Genomic DNA, 16,570 nt, shown 5'->3' with positions numbered 1-16,570 from the left:
TCAGGCCACCTTTTCTGCAATCTTGCCGGTTACGCGGACGATGGTGTTGACGTAGATGCCGGGGGTGACGATGTTTTCCGGGTCCAGTCCGCCGGTGGGGACGATCTCGGAGACCTGGACGATGGTGAGCTTCGCTGCCGCGGCCATGATCGGGCCGAAGTTGCGGGCAGTCTTGCGGTAGACGAGGTTGCCCTTGCCGTCGGCTTTGAGCGCCTTGATCAGTGCCACGTCGGCGTGGATGGGGGTTTCAAACACCTGGCCGCGGCCGTCGATGATCCGGGTTTCCTTGCCCTCGGCCAGCATGGTCCCGTACCCGGTGGGGGTGAAGAACCCGCCGATCCCCGCGCCGGCGGCGCGGATGCGCTCGGCAAGGTTGCCCTGCGGCACGAGTTCGAGCTCGATCTCGCCGGCCTTGTACTTGGCGTCGAAGTGCCAGGAGTCGGACTGCCGCGGGAAGGAGCAGATCATCTTCTTCACCCGGCCTTCCTTGATCAGCAGCGCCAAGCCCTGGTCGCCCTGGCCGGCGTTGTTGTTCACCACGGTCAGGTCCTTCGCGCCGCAGTCCATCAGCGCGTCAATCAGTTCGAAGGGCTGCCCGGCGTTGCCGAACCCACCGATCATCACGGTGGAACCGTCCTTGATCCCGGCCACGGCCTCGTTGACCGAATCTACAAAGTGCAGCATGGCTAGGCCCTTCCTGTGTTGGTGCCGGTGGCGGTCATGTTTTCGAGCACGACGGCCAGGCCCTGCCCGACGCCGATGCAGATCGCCGCCACACCCCAGCGCTGACCGGAAACCTGCAGGGACCGGGCGAGGGTGCCCAGGATCCGGGTTCCGGACGCGCCGAGCGGGTGGCCCATCGCGATGGCCCCGCCGTGCCGGTTCACGATGGAGGGGTCGATGCCCCACGCATTGATGCACGCCAGGGACTGCGCGGCAAACGCTTCATTAAGCTCGACGGCGCCCACCTGGTCCCAACCGATGCCCGCCTTCGCGAGGGCCTTGTTCGCCGCCTCCACCGGGGCGAACCCGAAGTACTGCGGATCATTGCCGTGCGCACCGCGGCCCGCGATCCGGGCCAGGGGCTCAAGCCCAAGCAGCCCGGCGGCACTCTCGGATCCGATCCAGGCCGCGGAGGCGCCGTCGGACAACGGGGAAGCATTCCCGGCCGTGACCGTGCCGCCCACTTCCGCGCCCTCAGGCTCGTTCCGGAACACCGTCTTCAACGCGGCCAGTTTCTCCGCGGTGGAACCCGGGCGGATCCCCTCATCCCGCACCAAATCAGTCCCCGGAACCGGCGCAACAAGATTGTCGTAGAACCCTTCGTCCCACGCGGCGGCGGACAGGTTATGCGAGTTGGCCGCGAACTCGTCCTGCGCCTGCCGGGTGACCTTGTACTTCTCCCGCAGCCGTTCGGTGGCCTCGCCCAGGGAGATGGTCCACTCCTTGGGCATCGCCTTGTTCACCAGCCGCCAGCCGAGCGTGGTGGAAGCCAGGGTCATGTCACCGGCCGGGTACGGCTTCTCGGTCTTGGGCAGCACCCACGGCGCGCGGGACATCGACTCGGCCCCGCCCACCAGCACCAGCTCCGCGTCACCGGCGTTGATCTGGCGGGACGCGATAATCGCCGCATCCAGGGAGGACCCGCAGAGCCGGTTCACCGTCGTGCCGGGAATCGACACCGGCAGCCCGGCCAGCAGCGTCCCCATCCGGGCGATGTTGCGGTTCTCCTCACCGGCGCCGTTGGCGTTGCCGAACACCACTTCATCGATCCGCTCCGGGTCAAGGGCGGGGGCGCGCGTCACGGACTCCCTGATCACATGCGCAGCGAGGTCATCCGGACGGACCGCGGCGAGGCCGGAGCCGAACTTGCCGAACGGGGTGCGCACGGCGTCGTACACAAAAGCCTGGTTCATGGGGTTGTATCCATTTCTCGAAAGACCTGCTGGGCAGTCTTGAAGGCGGTGTTGGCAGAGGGGACTCCGCAGTAGATGGCGGTCTGCAGCAGGATTTCCTTGATCTCGTCCCTGCTCAGGCCGTTGGTAAGGGCCGCGCGGATGTGCATGGCCAGTTCTTCCAAGTGCCCGTGCGCCACCATGGCGGTGATGGTGACGGCGGACCGCATCTGCCGGGTCAGTCCCGGACGCGTCCAGATGCCACCACAGGCGATCCGCGTGATCATGTCCTGGAAGTCTTCGGTGAAGTCGTCCTTGTTGGCGTTGGTGCGGTCCACGTGCGCGTCGCCCAGGACTTCGCGCCGGACTTTCATGCCGCCGTTGTAAATTTCCTGGCTGGTGGCGTCCGGCTGGACTACTCCGTGCCTTTCGATCCCGCTCATTTCGCTGCTCCCCGGGATTCGGCCCAGGAGAGAAGGCTGCGCATCAGTTCGGCAACGTGGGCGGGTGCTTCGGCAGGAGCGAGGTGAGCCACGCCCTCCAGGGTGACGGCCGTGGCGGTGCCGCCGCCGGCCGTGATGCCTGCCGCCACTTCCTCGGCCAGTGACGGCGGTGCGACGCCGTCCAGTGCTCCGGCGATCACCTGGGTGGGGACGCGGATGCTCTCCAGCTCTTCCCGGACGTCAAAGGCTGCGAGGGCTTCGCAGCAGTAGGCATAGCTGATTCGGTCGGCGTCGCGCAGGGCGTGCAGGAGCCTGCTGCTGAGCTCGGGCTCCCGGTCCATGAAGCCCGGGGCAAACCAGCGCTGCGCCGAGCCCTGGATCATCACCGGTGTGCCCTGGCTGCGGACAGTTCCGGCGCGTTCCAGCCACGCCTCGGGTGTGCCGAGCTTCGCAGCGCTGCACTGGACGGAGAGGCTCTTAAGGCGTTCACCGTGCTTGATGCCCAGCTGCAATCCGGTGGCACCGCCCAGGGAAACGCCGGCGTAGTGGAAAGCTTCACCGGGGGCGATGGAGTCAATCAGGTCCACCACGGCCTCTGCCAGGTCCGAAACGTCGAACGCTTCGGTTGCGGCTGGTGAGACGCCGTGGCCGGGCAGGTCCCACGCCACCACGTCGTAGTCGTTGCCCAGCAGGGATGCTGCCCGGTTCCAGAGGAGGGAGGACGTACCCAGGGAAGAACCGACCACCAGGAGGGGGTGGTCGCCAAGGGGCCGCTGGGGCGACAGCAGTGCGGTTTTCATGGCTGGTTTAGCCACGGCGGGCTCCGTTCGCGTCGGTTTCTGCAGATGCTGTGGGCAAAAAGTCCTGGTAGGCGGCCAGGATGCGGCGGGAAACTTCCGCGGCCTCGCCCAGGTAGCCGAAGACGTGTCTTTCAGGTCAGCCAACACGGCGTGCACAGTGTTCCGGGGCCACCAGCATCCGCGTGGAGTGCAGCACGTCCTGGCTGGTCAGCGATGTATGCCTTCTCCAGTACCGCGGCCCAGCCGGACTCGACGGAGAGGATTGCCGCCAGCACGGCGGGGTCCCCGGTCAGCGCCGTCACCAGGGGCGACGCCGAGACGGGGCTCAGCAGGCCCACGTCTGTTCCACCGGCAAGGTTCACGTCAGTCACTGGAAATCCAGGAAGACCGTCTCGCCCTCACCCTGAAGGCGGATATCGAACGTCAGGCCGCCGTCGGCATCGCGGCGGGCAATGAGCGTCTTCCGGCGTTCCGGGTCCAGGGAACTGAGCAACGGATCGTTGGCCAGCGCCTCCTCGTTTTCCGGGAGGTAGATACGGGTGAACAGCCGGTTAGTCAGGCCGCGGGCGAAGATGACCACCGAGATGAACGGTGCCGCGCCCGGCTTGGTGGGGCCGGGGTTGACAGTAGTGAAGGTGAACACGCCACTGTAGCCCACGGAGCCGCGGCCCCACCCGGTGAAGGTGTAACCGTCACGAACCAGGGACCCCGTCTTCTGGACGATCCTGCCCTCGGCGTCCGGCTGCCAGATCTCCAGGATCGCGTCCGGCACTGTCTCCCCGGCGCCGTCGTAGACAGTGCCCTGGAGCCGGATGGAACCGGGCGAGCCCGGGGCCAGGAGTTCGTTGTCCTTCTCGAACGGCAGCGCGTAGCCATAGAACGGCCCCACGGTCTGGCCGGGCGTAGGGACAAGCTGTGTGGTCTGGTTGCCCATGTGCCTATTCCTCGTCACCTTCTGCGCCCAGCGCCTCGTTCTCGGTCCAGGTCCGCTTGGGACCGGTCAGGACGATGTCCCAGTTGTAGCCCAACGCCCACTCCGGCTCGGTGAGGCTGTGGTCGTAGCTGGCCACCAGCCGGTCCCGGGCGTCCTGGTCCACGATGGTCTGGTAAATCGGATCCAGCGGGAAAAGCTGGTCGCCGGGGAAGTACATCTGCGTGATGATCCGCTGGGTGAACTCGGTGCCGAACAGCGAAAAGTGGATGTGGGCCGGCCGCCAGGCATTCAGGTGGTTCTTCCACGGGTAGGCGCCGGGCTTGATGGTGGTGAAACGGTAGGAGCCGTCCGGGCCGGTGATGCAGCGGCCAATGCCCGTGAAGTTGGGATCGATCGGCGCAGGGTGCTGGTCCCGCTTGTGGATGTAGCGGCCCGAGGCGTTGGCCTGCCAGATCTCCACGAGCTGACCGGCCACCGGGCGCCCGTCACCATCCAGGACCTTGCCGGCCACGATGATCCGTTCGCCCTGAGGCTCGGCGTTGTGCTGGATGGTCAGGTCCGATTCCAGGGCGTGCACGTCCTGGTGCCCGAAGGCCGGAGAGTACAGCTCGATGGTCTCCGGGTCCGTGTGGTGCAGGCTTTTGGTGGGGTGGCGCAGGATGCTGCTGCGGTACGGCGGGTAGTCCAGCCGGGGCTGGGTCTCGGCCGGGGCACCGTCCTTGAGCGCACGCTTGTAAGCATCAGCCAGGCCGTTGATTTCTGCGCTGAGGTCCTGCTGTGTTTCCACAGCCCGGTCCAGCGGCGCATGTCCTGCTTCGGGTTCGGCAGCCGGGACAAGCTCGTCCGTCTGGGCGTTAACTTCGTGCAGCACGGCGGACTCCTATCTGATTTGGTGGTTGGTCGGGGCGGTTACGGGCGTTGCTGTGCTCTACACCAGGCCGGGCCAGCCTGTATAAGCCTCTGCCAGGTAGGCCATCCCGTGCCGGGAGGAGACGACGGAGTGCAGTTCCCCGAGTTGGCGGGCGCGGGAGAAATCGTCGGCGTCAGCTGGGGTGTGCAGCATGGTGGTCATCCAGTAGGAGAACTGCTGGGCCTTCCATACCCGTTCCAGGGCACGGTCACTGTACGTCTCCAGCAGTCGGCCGGACCCGGAGTTGTAGTGGCTGTCGAATCCTTCGAAGAGGACCTTCACATCATGAATGGCCAGGTTCAGGCCCTTGGCACCGGTGGGCGGCACGGTGTGCGCTGCGTCACCTGCCAGGAAGAGGTTTCCGTGGCGCATGGGCGTGTGGACAAAGCTGCGGAACGGCAGCACCATCTTCTCGATGACCGGGCCTTCCTTGAGTTCGAAGCCGTTGCCGTTGACCCGGCTGCGGAACTCGGCCCAGATCCGGTCGTCGTCCCACTCTGCGACGTTTTCCTTGGGATCGCACTGGAAGTACATCCGCTGGACGGTTTCGGTGCGCTGGCTGATCAGGGCGAAGCCGTTGGCGGAGTTGGCGTAAATCAGCTCATCGGAACTGCGGGGGGCTTCGGCCAGGATCCCGAACCAGGCGAACGGGTATTCGTGGAAGTACCACTTGCGGTTCGCCTCCGGGATCTGGAACCGGCAGTGGCTGCGGGAGCCGTCTGCCCCCACCAGGAAGTCGGCCTGGATCTCGAACTCCGCGCCCCCGGCGTCGGTGAACCAGACCTTCGGCTTTCCTTCCAGGTCATGCACGGTGGTGTCCGTGACGCCGTACCGGACGTCGCCGCCGTCGGCGTTCCTGCGCGCGGCGAGGTCCAGGAAGACATCGGTCTGCGGGTAGAGCCACACGGATTCCCCCACGAGGTCCTTGAAGTCGACGCGGTGGCTTTCGCCGTTGAAGCGCAGTTCGATGCCGTCGTGGCGGTCCCCGTCCCGCAGGACCCGGTCCGAGACTCCGTTGTCTACGAGCATATTAACCGTTCCATGTTCGAGGATGCCGGCGCGGACGGTTTCGGAAATTTCCTTGTGGCTGCGGACCTCGATGACGGTGGAATCGATGCCGGCTTTCGCCAGCAGGTGGGAGAGCATCAGCCCGGCCGGGCCGGCGCCCATGATGGCCACCTGGGTAGAGATGATCTTGCGTGCTGCCATGGTTCTTCTCGCTTCGTTGCGGGCCCGCGTAGCGGTGCAGTGGATATTGGCCTGCCCCCAGTGTGCGCTCGAAACAGTGACTGCCGTTACGCCAATTCCGTTCAATGGGAGTGGTGTCAGGAATCCCCAAGACTGCGGGAGATGCCCCGGGCGGCAGTCTGCAGCGCGGGCACCAGTGCCTGAAGGCGCATCTCGCGCAAGGGAACCACGACGCCGAGGGACGCCACCGCCCGCTGCCTGCGGTTGAGCACGGGGACGGCGATGCCCCAGGTGTCAGGATCCACGACGCCAGCCAGCTGGGCGAAACCTTGACGGGACGTTTCGCTGAGCAGCGCCCGGAGGGCGTCCCTGGTGACCTTCCCGTCGGGGTCCTTGAACTGCCCAAGATATTCGGCCTGCAGGGCCTTGTCCTGGTGCCCCATCAGCGCCAGCCCTGCAGAGGAGATGTGGATCGGCATCCTGCCTGCCACCTGGGCACGGTTGGCCACGGACCCCCGTCTTGACAGTCTTTCCACAAAGAGCGCCTCCCAGCCGTCCAGCACTGCCAGGTTTACGTTTTGGTTGAGCACCTGCTGGATGTCTTCCATGAAGGGCATCGCTGCCTGCCTCAAGGCAAGGGTTGGGGAGGTCCGGTTCGCCAGCTCCCACAACCGTAACCCCGGACGTACCGATCCCCCCGGCAGGGTTTCCAGCAGGCCGTGGCCTGCCAACTGCTGAACCAAGCGGTGAGTGGTGGTCAACGGCAAACCAGCCCGCTGGGCCAGGTCGGACAACTGCAAGGCGTTAACATCCTGCGGAAAGGCCGAGAGCAGCCGGACAATCCGGTCCACCATGGAATCCCCTGAACTCGAGTTCGCCACCTGCAAACCCTCCGATAGAACGCGACCTCATGAGGTTGGGACTGAAAGAAGAACTATGCCGGGAGTCGTCCCAGACAGCATGTTCAAGGTATCAGGACGACGCTCATACCCAGTGCGCCCAGTGCCATGGCGGCGAAAGCGGTCCAAAGCACTCCGGAAATGTCGGGGGCGGCCGCTTCGCATGAAATCCCGTAGGAGCTGGTTTTGTAACGAGGGCGTTGCGTGAGGTAGATGGCCGAGGCTGCGCTGGCGGACACCGCGATGAGCACCAGGACGGGGAAGCCATGCTGGGGCAGCCAGCGCAGGAAGATGGCGCTGACTGTCACCAAGGCCAACATCGTCCTGCCCCAGGCAAGGGTTGTCCGCTCCGGCTGCAGCCCGGGGTCCCCGTGCTTTCCACCTTGTGATCCGCTGGGCTTCGATTTCATAGAAATCAGGGCAAGACGATGAAGACCAGCACGACGGCGGCAGCCAGTGCCCCCGCCGCGGCAAGCAGGGGCACAATCAGGGGCAGGGGCAGGGGTGCCTTGTGCCGCATACTGTGCTCCACCTTCAGCCAACGCATAGCGGCTCCTCCGCTGAGGAGCATGCCGAGCAGAAGCAGCAGGACAGCTATGCCTTTTCGTACCGGTTCAAGAAACAGGTCCGCCGTGAACGCCTCGATCGCTATGCCACCGGCAAGGAGGGCGAGTGACGTGCGGATCCACGCCAGGAAGGTCCGCTCGTTGGCCAGCGTGAAGCGGGGATCGGGTTCGGTTCCGCCTGGCAGGATTCGTTCGGCGAGCCTTCCCCGCTGCGGAGGCTGGCTGGGGTCGCTTTCAAAACCCACTAGAGCGCCAAGGTGAGGAAGCGGCAGTTGCCCCTACGCAAGATCCTTTGTCGTGCATATTCGGTCTGTCTGCCATGGTGCTTGCCAGTTCCAGCGATTCGTGCCTGTAGTGCAGCAAAAACTCGTGCCTATAGTGAAGTCCAATCCAAGGCGAGGCAATAATGTCGTCGATGTCGGCAGCCAATTGCAATGAAGTTTTTACCGCCGCGACCTCGAGGCTCGGCCTGGCAGTCGGGCGGGTGACGATGGGCTTCACGCGGTGCATCCTCTCGTGGGAACGCGAGTTTCGGGTTGAGGCCGGCACCGGAGCAATCGCTGTTCCGGTCCCGGCCTTCGCTCCGGGGCGGTTGGGGCCTAAGCCTTGGTGCTTGCAGGGGTTACTTCCAAGCCAGTGGCCGTGGTGGAAGCGGCTAGAGTGGACGTTGCCGGAGCGGCATCATCGGCTACCTCCAGGCCAAGCCTGCGTCGGTCACGCTGCTGGTTGATGAAAAGCAGAGCCAGGACTCCGAAGACCAGCAGGAGGCCGCCAGCCAGGGCAAACGCTGCCCGGTAACCTTCAGCCGGGGTGGCCGCACCGCCAATCAGGAATCCCGACACCGCAGGTGCGAACACTCCGCCCGTGGTCAGCACCGCGTTGGCGATGGAGAGGTTTGCGCCGCGCTGCGCGATGGTGGTCAGCTCAGCGACGACCAGGTAGGTGATGGCGAAGAGTGCAGGTGCCGTTCCGAAGCCAAAGACCATGAGGATGACAGACATGACCGGTGAGGTGGTCAGGGTTGCGGCCACAAGACAGGCTCCCGCGAAGGCCGCGGAGATGCTGAGTACCCAACCACGGGCCTTCCGGGTGGGAACGCCTTTTATGTGCAGGCGCTGGGTCAGGGCGCTGAGGCCCACTGTGGCGATAGCTCCCCAAGCAGCGGGCAGCGCGATCATGGCACCGGATTGCTGTCCGCTGAAGCCCAGGACGTTCTGAAAGTACGCCGGCCCCCAGGACATGGCCAGGGTGAAGGTCCAGTAGCCAAAGAAGGATGCCAGGACCGCGAAGATCCAGCTGGGGGAGAGGATGGTGCGCCAGTAGCGGATCTTGGGCTCTGCTGCGACGGGAGTTTCTTCCGCTGCGATGCCGTCGATTTCCTGTTCGGCTTTCCGGCTGGTGTAGGGTCCTTCCTTGCCTACGATGACCCAGAAGACGGACCAGACCAGTCCCACGATGGCCAGCAGTGCAAAGGCCGTCTGCCAGCCGAACTGCCCGATGACCCAGGCAAGGACAGGTGCGAAGGCCACAATGCCCAAGGTCACGCCGGATGAGGCAAGAGCGGCCGGGGTGGCGCCCTTCTTTTCGGGGAACCACTTGTAGATGCCGTGCATCAGCACCGGCGCCAGAGGACCCTCGCCGGCGCCAAGCAGCAGGCGGCTTGCCCAGAGGGCCGGCAGGGAGGCGAACAGCAGGATGGGAACCTGGGCCACGGACCACAGCAGGCACAGGACCAGCAGGATCCACTTGCTCGATACCTTGTTGGCGATGGGTGCGGCGACGATCTGGGCGATCCCGAAGGTGAGGAACATGGCGCTGCCCACAAGGCCGAACTGCTCGGGAGTGATGCCCAGTTCTTTCATGATGGGCACGGCCGCGATGCCGAGGACTGCTTTGTCCGCCCAGCTGAGCATCATCAGGAAAAGGAGGCTGAACGTCATGAACCAGCCATAGCGGTTGCGCTTGGCCCGGGACCAGGTCCGGGGATCGCGGGAGGCCGCGGCGCCCGGCGTGGCGCCGGTAAGGGGAGTTTCAGACACGGTATGCCCAATCGTTGAAGGGGAAGTCTTTGCCGGTTTGGAGCGGCGTTTTCTTGACTCTAGGCTCGTGTGACGGGCCTTACATTCGATCTTTCCGTTGGGTGGAAAGCGACTTTCCGGGGTGCCACGCACTCTTGGCGGTCCCGCCGCCGGGGCCACCCAGGAGCGCCAGCATGGCCATCCCTAGAATGCTCAGTCCGCATGTCAGCCACCAGGTCGTATCCCAGCCGCCGGTGGTGGCGGCGAGCAGGGCGAACAACATGGGCCCTAGGAAGTTCCCGACGTTGAAGATCTGCTGCGTCAGCCCCAGCACGGCGGTGACAGAACCGTCCTCGGGGGCAATGCGAACGGAGTACCTGGTCACCGCGGCAGGGATAAGGCCGCCGACGGCGGAGAAGATGGCGATGAGGATGAACTGTAAGAGGGTGCCGTTACCGATGTTTTCCCAGCTGACCGCGAAAGTCGCCATGGACGCCGCCGACATGGCAAGGAAGGTCCAAAAGATGATTTTCCGTTCGGAGAGGCCGCGCTGGATGAGCGGTCCGGCGCTCAATGCCCCTATCGCGTTGACCCCGCCCACAACCGCGCTGAGGATGCCGGGAAGCGGCCCTTCCAGGCCGGCCGCGCGGTAAATGGACGGCAGGAATCCGAGCACTGCCATCCACTGAGCGGTGTAACAGGCGAAGACCATCCCGGTGATCCAGGGTTGGCGGATGGCCAGGGTGCGGCCGACGCGCCGGAGCGCGGACCGCAGCCCGGCCTCGGCCGGAGTCGCGTCCCGAGGTACCCTGCGCAGCAGCAGCGGCACCGGCAAGAGCGTGAGGACAGCCATCACCAGCCACCACTCGCGCCAGCCGGCGGCCTGCAGGAACAGGGCGCCCGCGGCGAGGCCGATCATCGTTGCCAGGCCCTGGAACGCGCCCCAGCTTGCCAGCGCCACGTTCAACCGCCGGGCCGGGGTCACCTTGCGAATAAGTGCAGGGGCGACGACGACGGCCAGCAGGAATCCGGCGCCCTCCAGCGTCCGTGATGCCATCAGCAACTCAGTGGTGGGCGCGGCGGCGCCGAGCAGGGATGCTGTGCTCAGCAGGACCAGTCCGGTGATCAGGAGCCGGCGGAGGCCTGCCAGTTCGCCGCCAACGGCCGTGGCCAGGCCACCGACGACGCTGGCCAGCTGGATGATGCCGAGCAGCAGCCCGGCCTGAACCAGGGTGGTGCCCAGATCCGCCTGGATCCCTGCCAAGGCGGCAGGCAGCTTCCAGATATGCATGGCTGCCGCGATGCCCGCGGCGAGGACGGCAAGCCAGGCTCCGTCCCCCGTCGTCCTTTTCTCATCCATTGCTGTTGCGGGCGACGGCAGTTCCAAGAGTTGTCCTTGCTGCAGGGTGGGGGCGGAAATCCTCTTTCTCAGGTTCCCTAGGCGGGTGCCAGCACCGGTGTGTCGATCCGGAAACGCTGGCCGCTGACGGCGACGTCCACAGGGCCGTCGAAAGTTGACGCGGCCCGGCTGCGCCACCATTCTGGCTCGGCGCGGCCGGCCAGGTGGGAGAGGACCAGGCGGCCCACTCCGGCTGCGGCAGCCACGCGGCCTGCTCCCTCGGGCGCGGTGTGTGCGATCCGCTGGTGGTTGAGGAATTCCGATGCGAAACCCTTGCCGGCGTAGAAGTCCAGGTTTACTGCCTCGTGCACCAGGACCTCTGCGCCGCTGGCGAGTACAGCCATCGCCTCACATTCGGCGGTGTCACCGGAGAACACCACTGAGCCCGCATCGGTGTCGAAGCGGAATGCCAGTGCGGGGCGCACCGGCGGGTGTTCGACCAGGATGCCGGTGACCTTGACCCTGTCATCCTCGTAGACGTCAAAGGGGCGGGCCGCGTCCGGGCTTCCATGTGCGGGGGTGCTCAGGTCCACGGGGCGCACAAGGGACGCCAGGTTTGGACGGGCTTCATCGTGGACGCGGATGTCGATGTCGTAGGAGAAGGCCTGCAGGGAATGGGAAACCAGCTCGCTTGTGCCGGAGAGCCCGGCGCCACCTGTGCGGGTGGCGTCCTTGCCGGGGCCCACAATCGAAACCGGGCCGGTGAAGCCCTCTACCGGGTTGCCCCAGTTCCACAACAGGAAGCCGGGAAGCTCCACCACATGGTCCGAGTGCAGGTGGGTGACAAAACCCGCCACCAAATCCTTGCCGCGCAGCCCGGCCTCGTGGGCTGCCCGGGAGCAGCCCATGCCAAAATCCACCATATAGAAGGCGTCTCCCACGACCAGTGCGCTGGAGATGCCGTTTTCCGGTCCGCGGATGGCTGGGCCGGCGGCGGTGCCAAGGGTAATCAGTTCGACGCTCACAAGAAGTCCTTCTGGAGGGTTGGTGCGGCTCAGGAGTGGGGGCGGGCATTGATGACGCGGGTTTCCAGGTATTCCTTCAGGCCCCATCGGCCGCGTTCGCGGCCGATGCCGGACGCCTTCCACCCTCCGAAGGGGGCGTCCGGTTCCACCAGGGTGTGCTGGTTGACCCAGACTGTTCCGGCTTCGATCTGTGATGCGGTGGCGTACGCACGTTCCTGGTCCGGACTCCAGACGGACGCCCCGAGGCCGAACTGTCCGGCGTTAAGCGCGTTGATTGTCTCGGCGAGATTGTCATAGGCGACGATCGGCAGGGCTGCGCCGAACTGTTCCTGTTCCACCAGGTCCATGCCTGGCTCGGCGTCGATCACTACTGTGGGGGAGAGGAAGTAGCCGGGCAGGTCGCAGCCGGGGCTGCCGCCGGTGATGATACGGGCTCCGGCGCCCACGGCGGAGTCAACGAGGCCATGGACGAGTTTGAGCTGGGACTCATTGTGCATGGGCCCCATGGTGGTTCCGTCCGCAATGCCATGGCCCAGCACGTGCCGGGATGCCTCGGCGGCGATGGCCTCGGCGAGTTCCCTGCTGCGGCTGCGCGGAACATACACGCGTTTGACCGCCATGCAGACCTGGCCGGCGTTGCGGAAGGCACTGCCCACAATTCCGCGGGCGGTAACGGCTACGTCGGCGTCATCGAGCACGATGGCAGGATCATTTCCGCCGAGCTCCATGGTGACGCGCTTGACGGTAGGGGCAGCCTGCTGGGCCATGGAAATGCCCACTTCGGTGGAGCCGGTGAAAGAGATCTTGCGAATGCCGGGAGAGGTGCTCAAGGCAACATTGACCGTCCGCCGTGAACTGGTTTGCACCTGCAGCACTCCCGCGGGCAGGACCTCATTGAGCAGGTTGACCAGTGCGATGGTGGACAGGGGCGTGGACGGGGAGGGCTTCGCGATCACGGTGCAGCCGGCAACCAGCGCAGGGGAAAGTTTCACGCAGAGCAGGGAGATGGGAAAGTTCCACGGCGTGATGGTGCCAACGATGCCCACCGGCCGGTACTGGACCTCAAGGGTCCTGTCAGCCCGTGGTGCAAGGGGCTCGGTTTCGTCCCATCCCAGTTCCGCATAGTACTCAAAAAGTCCTGCCGCCACGGTGAACTCACCCGCAGCCTCCGCCTTGGGCTTGCCCTGCTCACGGGAAAGCAGAGTGGCCAAGGAATCCAGGTCACGGCGGATGAGGGCGGCTCCGGCACGCAGGGCGGCGCGGCGGGCCTCGCGGTCGGCTCCCCAGCGCGAGGCAGCCAGGCGGGCGGCCGCAACGGCCTGCTCAACATCGTCCCCGGTGTTTTCCGGGGCGTGCCCTACGAGCTCAAGCGTGGCCGGGTCCAGGACCTGGTAGTGGTTTGCCGTCATGGCCTGTCCTTTCGGCGGGAATGGAATTCTTACCCAAGTCTTATGGCACCCGCCACAATCCGCCGCGACCTTTCCGTCTAACGGAAAGACCGGGGCGAGGGATCTGTCCGGCTTGCCAGTATGGAGTGAAGCACGTGACGCACCCAATGAGGAGTCCCCATGTCCCAAGAACAGCTGCCCATCGTCCTTACAGGGGTTTCATCCGGCATCGGCGCCCGGACGGCTCAGATTCTGTCCGCCCGCGGGGTGCCGCTGATCGGCATCGACCGCAACGCGCCCACCGGCTTCAGCGGCACCTTTGTGCAGGCTGACCTTTCCAGCCAGGCGGGCCTCGACGCCGCCGCCGCCGCAGTCTCCGCCGCAGCACCGCATGGCATCGCCGGCCTGGCCAACATCGCAGGAGTCCCCGGCACGGCGCCCTGGCGCACAGTGCTGTCCGTCAACGTCTTCGGCGTCCGCGGGCTGGTCCGGGCACTTGCCCCGCTCCTCGGTGAGGGAACCGCCGTCGTGAACCTCGCTTCCAGCGTTGCCGTCCAGTGGCGCGAGGTGAAAGCCAAGTGCGCCGCGTTCGCGCTGGCCACGGATCAGGCAGGAGCGCTGGACTCGGTTGCCGGTGACGGGGACATCACGGAGGAGTCCTACCTTTTTTCCAAGCAGTGCGTCCGCTTCCTGACGGAGCATCTGGCCGCCGAACTGCTGCCGCAGCGCATCCGGGTCAACAGCGTGAGCCCCGGGCCAGTAGCCACGCCCATCCTCGAGGACTTTAAAAAGGACCACGGACGGGACAAGGTGGAGGGTGCAGGCGCACTGCTGGGCCGCTTCGGCGAGCCCGACGACGTCGCATCTGTCATTGACTTCCTGCTACGCCCCGAGTCGGGTTGGGTGAACGGCTCGGACATCCGCGTGGACGGCGGCCTAGGTGCTTACCGCGGTTCAATCCTCGCCACCACCGCCAACTGAGGACCTCTCTGTGGCCCGGCGCCGGGCCCTCTCTTGCGCATGCAGGGAGGGTCCGGTGTTGGGCTTAAAATGACGGGAAGGGCGGCGTCAATGATGCGCCGCTGCCTCCAGCGCTCAGAAGGGTGATCCATGGCTAACGCTGCCCCCAGCGGCCGGACCGCCCGCCGCCCCGCTTCAATACCCGGATCCAAAACCTCCAAAGCTGCCGACGGCGGTGCTTCCGCTCAGCAGGCGGCGAGTGTCACGTCCCGCGCACTGGCCCTGCTCGGGACCTTCGACGCTGAGCACTCCGTGCAAAGCCTCAGTGCCATGGCCCGCCGTGCGGGCCTTCCCGTGACCACCGCGCACCGGCTGGCCGGCGAACTGGTGGCATGGGGAGGACTGGAGAAGGCCAATGACGGGTACCGTGTGGGGCAGCGGATCTGGCGCCTTGGCCTGCTGGCCCCTGCGCAGCAAAACATCGCCGAGGTGGCCGCCCCTTTCATGCAGGACGTCCTCTTCGTGACGCACAATGTGGTGAACCTGTTCATCCTGGACGGGCAGGAGGTCCTGCTGGTGGAACGGATGTCCGGTACGGGAGCGGGCCAGCCGTTCCGGCGGGTTGGCGCACGCCTGCCGCTCCATGTGAGTGCTGCTGGAAAAATCATGCTGGCCTACGGGGCCAAGGAGCTGTTTACCGCCGTTTCGCAGCGGCTGGAGCCGCACACCCCTCACACCATTACCAGCCCCGCCACGCTCGCTGCCGAAATCGAGCGGGTGCGGGCACTCGGCTATGCCACTACCGAGGAGGAGGCGGGTCCGGACAATTACGGCCTGGCCGTCCCGGTGTTCCTGCCCAACAAACAGCTGGCGGCGGCGCTGGGCATTGTCACCCGGAGCCGTCCCGCCCCGGTCGGCAGCGTGGTTCCTGTGCTCAACATTGCCGCCCGGGGCATAGCCCGGAGGCTGGGCGTGGAGCACCTGCCGCAATAGGAGCGCTCGAGTTCCCGTTTGTTCTGCCCAGTCTTTCCGTTGGACGGAAAGCGGCGCCGCGGTTGTGTTGTGGAACACCTAACCTCAAGTAAGCCGTAATTAAGGCCGGATGCCCGGCAAAGGGACCGTCGTCCAGGCGGGCCTTTCCAAAGGAAGTGAAGACCTCATGACTGCATCTGCAGGAGCCACCATCGACGTCGTCGTCGACCGCGCGGACATTGTGGCGGACCAGGTGGTCTCCCTGGTGCTGCGGCGGGCCGACGGCCTGCCGTTCGAGCCCTGGCAGCCCGGCGCGCATATTGACGTACATGTGGGCGACGGCCTGGTGCGACAGTATTCGCTGTGTTCCTCACCGGAAGAGCTGGATCACCTTCGGATCGGGGTGCTGCATGTGCCCAATTCCCGTGGCGGGTCAAAGGCTGTGCACGCGCTGTTGCCGGGAACACCGCTGGCCATCTCGGCGCCCCGCAACAACTTTCCCCTGCGGGAGTCCCGCCGCTACCTTTTCCTTGCCGGCGGAATCGGCATCACCCCGATCATTCCCATGCTCGAAGCAGCCGACGCTGCCGGCAAGGAATGGACGCTGGTCTACGGCGGCCGAAGCCGCAAAACCATGGCCTTCGCCCAGCAATTGGAGGACCGCTACGGCGTTGACCGTATCCGCATCGTCGCCGAGGACGAGGTGGGCCGGCTGGACCTGGACCAGGTCCTGGGCATGCCCCGGGCCCACATGCTGGTGTATGCCTGCGGCCCTGGCGGGCTGCTCGGTGCCGTGGAAGAACGGTGCATGGGCTGGCCGCCCGGCGCCTTGCACACCGAGCGGTTCGTCGCCTCCACCCTGGGTGCCGCTGCCGCCAACGCACCCTTCGAGGTGGAGCTGGCGAGGACCGGAACCACCGTGACGGTAACGATCGACAAAACCATCCTCGAAGCGGTGGAAGAGGTGGGAGTGCGCGTCCTGTCCTCCTGCCGCCACGGGTTGTGCGGCACCTGCGAAACCCAGATCATCTCCGGCGAGCCCGAGCACCGCGACGCAGTCCTGTCTGAGGAGGACCGTGAAGCCGGTGAGATCATGCTGGTTTGTGTTTCCCGTGCCGCTGCCGGTTGTCCGCGACTGGTCCTGGATCTCTGAACCGCAGTCCGTTACGCCCGCTTCCAGCCCGCGCTAATCCGGCCGCTGGCCGGCCCGCCCCCATCAAGTTCGCCACCAGG

At 65.7% G+C, this 16,570-nt stretch carries 18 protein-coding genes; 3 read left to right on the top strand and 15 right to left on the bottom strand.

All coding sequences use genetic code 11. The annotated features are described in order from the left end of the window. From AC5RV1_RS02195 to AC5RV1_RS02125, 15 genes are all read right to left on the bottom strand, one after another. Positions 1-684, bottom strand: coding sequence for a 3-oxoacid CoA-transferase subunit A (locus AC5RV1_RS02195; RefSeq protein ID WP_493993352.1), 684 nt, complete (start codon positions 682-684; stop codon positions 1-3). A 2-nt stretch (positions 685-686) separates the two neighbouring features. Continuing rightward, a complete protein-coding gene (locus AC5RV1_RS02190; protein WP_493993351.1) occupies positions 687-1,916 on the bottom strand; it encodes a thiolase family protein in 1,230 nt (409 codons plus the stop codon). Then, positions 1,913-2,338, bottom strand: coding sequence for a 4-carboxymuconolactone decarboxylase (gene pcaC, locus AC5RV1_RS02185; RefSeq protein ID WP_493993350.1), 426 nt, complete (start codon positions 2,336-2,338; stop codon positions 1,913-1,915). Before pcaC ends, AC5RV1_RS02190 begins: the two co-directional genes overlap by 4 nt. After that, positions 2,335-3,153 carry an alpha/beta fold hydrolase gene (locus AC5RV1_RS02180; RefSeq protein ID WP_493993349.1) on the bottom strand — a complete coding sequence of 273 codons (819 nt, stop codon included), beginning with the start codon at positions 3,151-3,153 and terminating at the stop codon, positions 2,335-2,337. Before AC5RV1_RS02180 ends, pcaC begins: the two co-directional genes overlap by 4 nt. Before the next feature lie 116 nt (positions 3,154-3,269). After that, a complete protein-coding gene (locus AC5RV1_RS02175) occupies positions 3,270-3,509 on the bottom strand; it encodes a hypothetical protein (RefSeq protein WP_493993348.1) in 240 nt (79 codons plus the stop codon). Next, a complete protein-coding gene (gene pcaG, locus AC5RV1_RS02170; RefSeq protein ID WP_493993347.1) occupies positions 3,506-4,072 on the bottom strand; it encodes a protocatechuate 3,4-dioxygenase subunit alpha in 567 nt (188 codons plus the stop codon). Before pcaG ends, AC5RV1_RS02175 begins: the two co-directional genes overlap by 4 nt. A 4-nt stretch (positions 4,073-4,076) precedes the next feature. Next, complete coding sequence (gene pcaH, locus AC5RV1_RS02165; protein ID WP_493993346.1) at positions 4,077-4,943, bottom strand: protocatechuate 3,4-dioxygenase subunit beta; 867 nt, start codon at positions 4,941-4,943, stop codon at positions 4,077-4,079. A 57-nt stretch (positions 4,944-5,000) separates the two neighbouring features. Further along, entirely contained in the window at positions 5,001-6,191 is a 1,191-nt protein-coding gene (locus AC5RV1_RS02160; RefSeq protein ID WP_493993345.1) for a 4-hydroxybenzoate 3-monooxygenase, read from the bottom strand. A 116-nt stretch (positions 6,192-6,307) separates the two neighbouring features. Beyond that, a complete protein-coding gene (locus tag AC5RV1_RS02155; RefSeq protein WP_493993344.1) occupies positions 6,308-7,051 on the bottom strand; it encodes an IclR family transcriptional regulator in 744 nt (247 codons plus the stop codon). Between the two features lie 83 nt (positions 7,052-7,134). Further along, positions 7,135-7,479 carry a DUF202 domain-containing protein gene (locus AC5RV1_RS02150; RefSeq protein ID WP_493993343.1) on the bottom strand — a complete coding sequence of 115 codons (345 nt, stop codon included), beginning with the start codon at positions 7,477-7,479 and terminating at the stop codon, positions 7,135-7,137. Between the two features lie 5 nt (positions 7,480-7,484). Beyond that, positions 7,485-7,880, bottom strand: coding sequence for a YidH family protein (locus AC5RV1_RS02145; RefSeq protein ID WP_493993342.1), 396 nt, complete (start codon positions 7,878-7,880; stop codon positions 7,485-7,487). 354 nt (positions 7,881-8,234) lie between these two features. Next, a complete protein-coding gene (locus AC5RV1_RS02140; protein WP_493993341.1) occupies positions 8,235-9,674 on the bottom strand; it encodes an MFS transporter in 1,440 nt (479 codons plus the stop codon). 79 nt (positions 9,675-9,753) lie between these two features. Beyond that, complete coding sequence (locus AC5RV1_RS02135; protein WP_493993340.1) at positions 9,754-11,040, bottom strand: MFS transporter; 1,287 nt, start codon at positions 11,038-11,040, stop codon at positions 9,754-9,756. Between the two features lie 50 nt (positions 11,041-11,090). Further along, entirely contained in the window at positions 11,091-12,017 is a 927-nt protein-coding gene (locus AC5RV1_RS02130; RefSeq protein WP_493993339.1) for an MBL fold metallo-hydrolase, read from the bottom strand. Positions 12,018-12,046: 29 nt separating this feature from the next. Continuing rightward, entirely contained in the window at positions 12,047-13,426 is a 1,380-nt protein-coding gene (locus tag AC5RV1_RS02125) for an aldehyde dehydrogenase family protein (RefSeq protein WP_493993338.1), read from the bottom strand. A gap of 159 nt (positions 13,427-13,585) precedes the next feature. Between AC5RV1_RS02125 and AC5RV1_RS02120 the strand changes: the two genes are divergently transcribed. The 3 genes from AC5RV1_RS02120 to AC5RV1_RS02110 all read left to right on the top strand — a co-directional run bounded on the left by AC5RV1_RS02120 (position 13,586) and on the right by AC5RV1_RS02110 (position 16,490). Continuing rightward, entirely contained in the window at positions 13,586-14,386 is an 801-nt protein-coding gene (locus tag AC5RV1_RS02120; protein ID WP_493993337.1) for an SDR family oxidoreductase, read from the top strand. A 129-nt stretch (positions 14,387-14,515) separates the two neighbouring features. Then, positions 14,516-15,358, top strand: coding sequence for an IclR family transcriptional regulator (locus AC5RV1_RS02115; RefSeq protein WP_493993336.1), 843 nt, complete (start codon positions 14,516-14,518; stop codon positions 15,356-15,358). A gap of 166 nt (positions 15,359-15,524) precedes the next feature. Beyond that, positions 15,525-16,490, top strand: coding sequence for a PDR/VanB family oxidoreductase (locus tag AC5RV1_RS02110; RefSeq protein ID WP_493993335.1), 966 nt, complete (start codon positions 15,525-15,527; stop codon positions 16,488-16,490). The last annotated feature ends 80 nt before the right edge of the window (positions 16,491-16,570 follow it).

It is taken from the genome of Arthrobacter sp. Hb9-2 (assembly GCF_059091165.1).
This window is presented reverse-complemented; position numbering and strand designations above follow the sequence as displayed.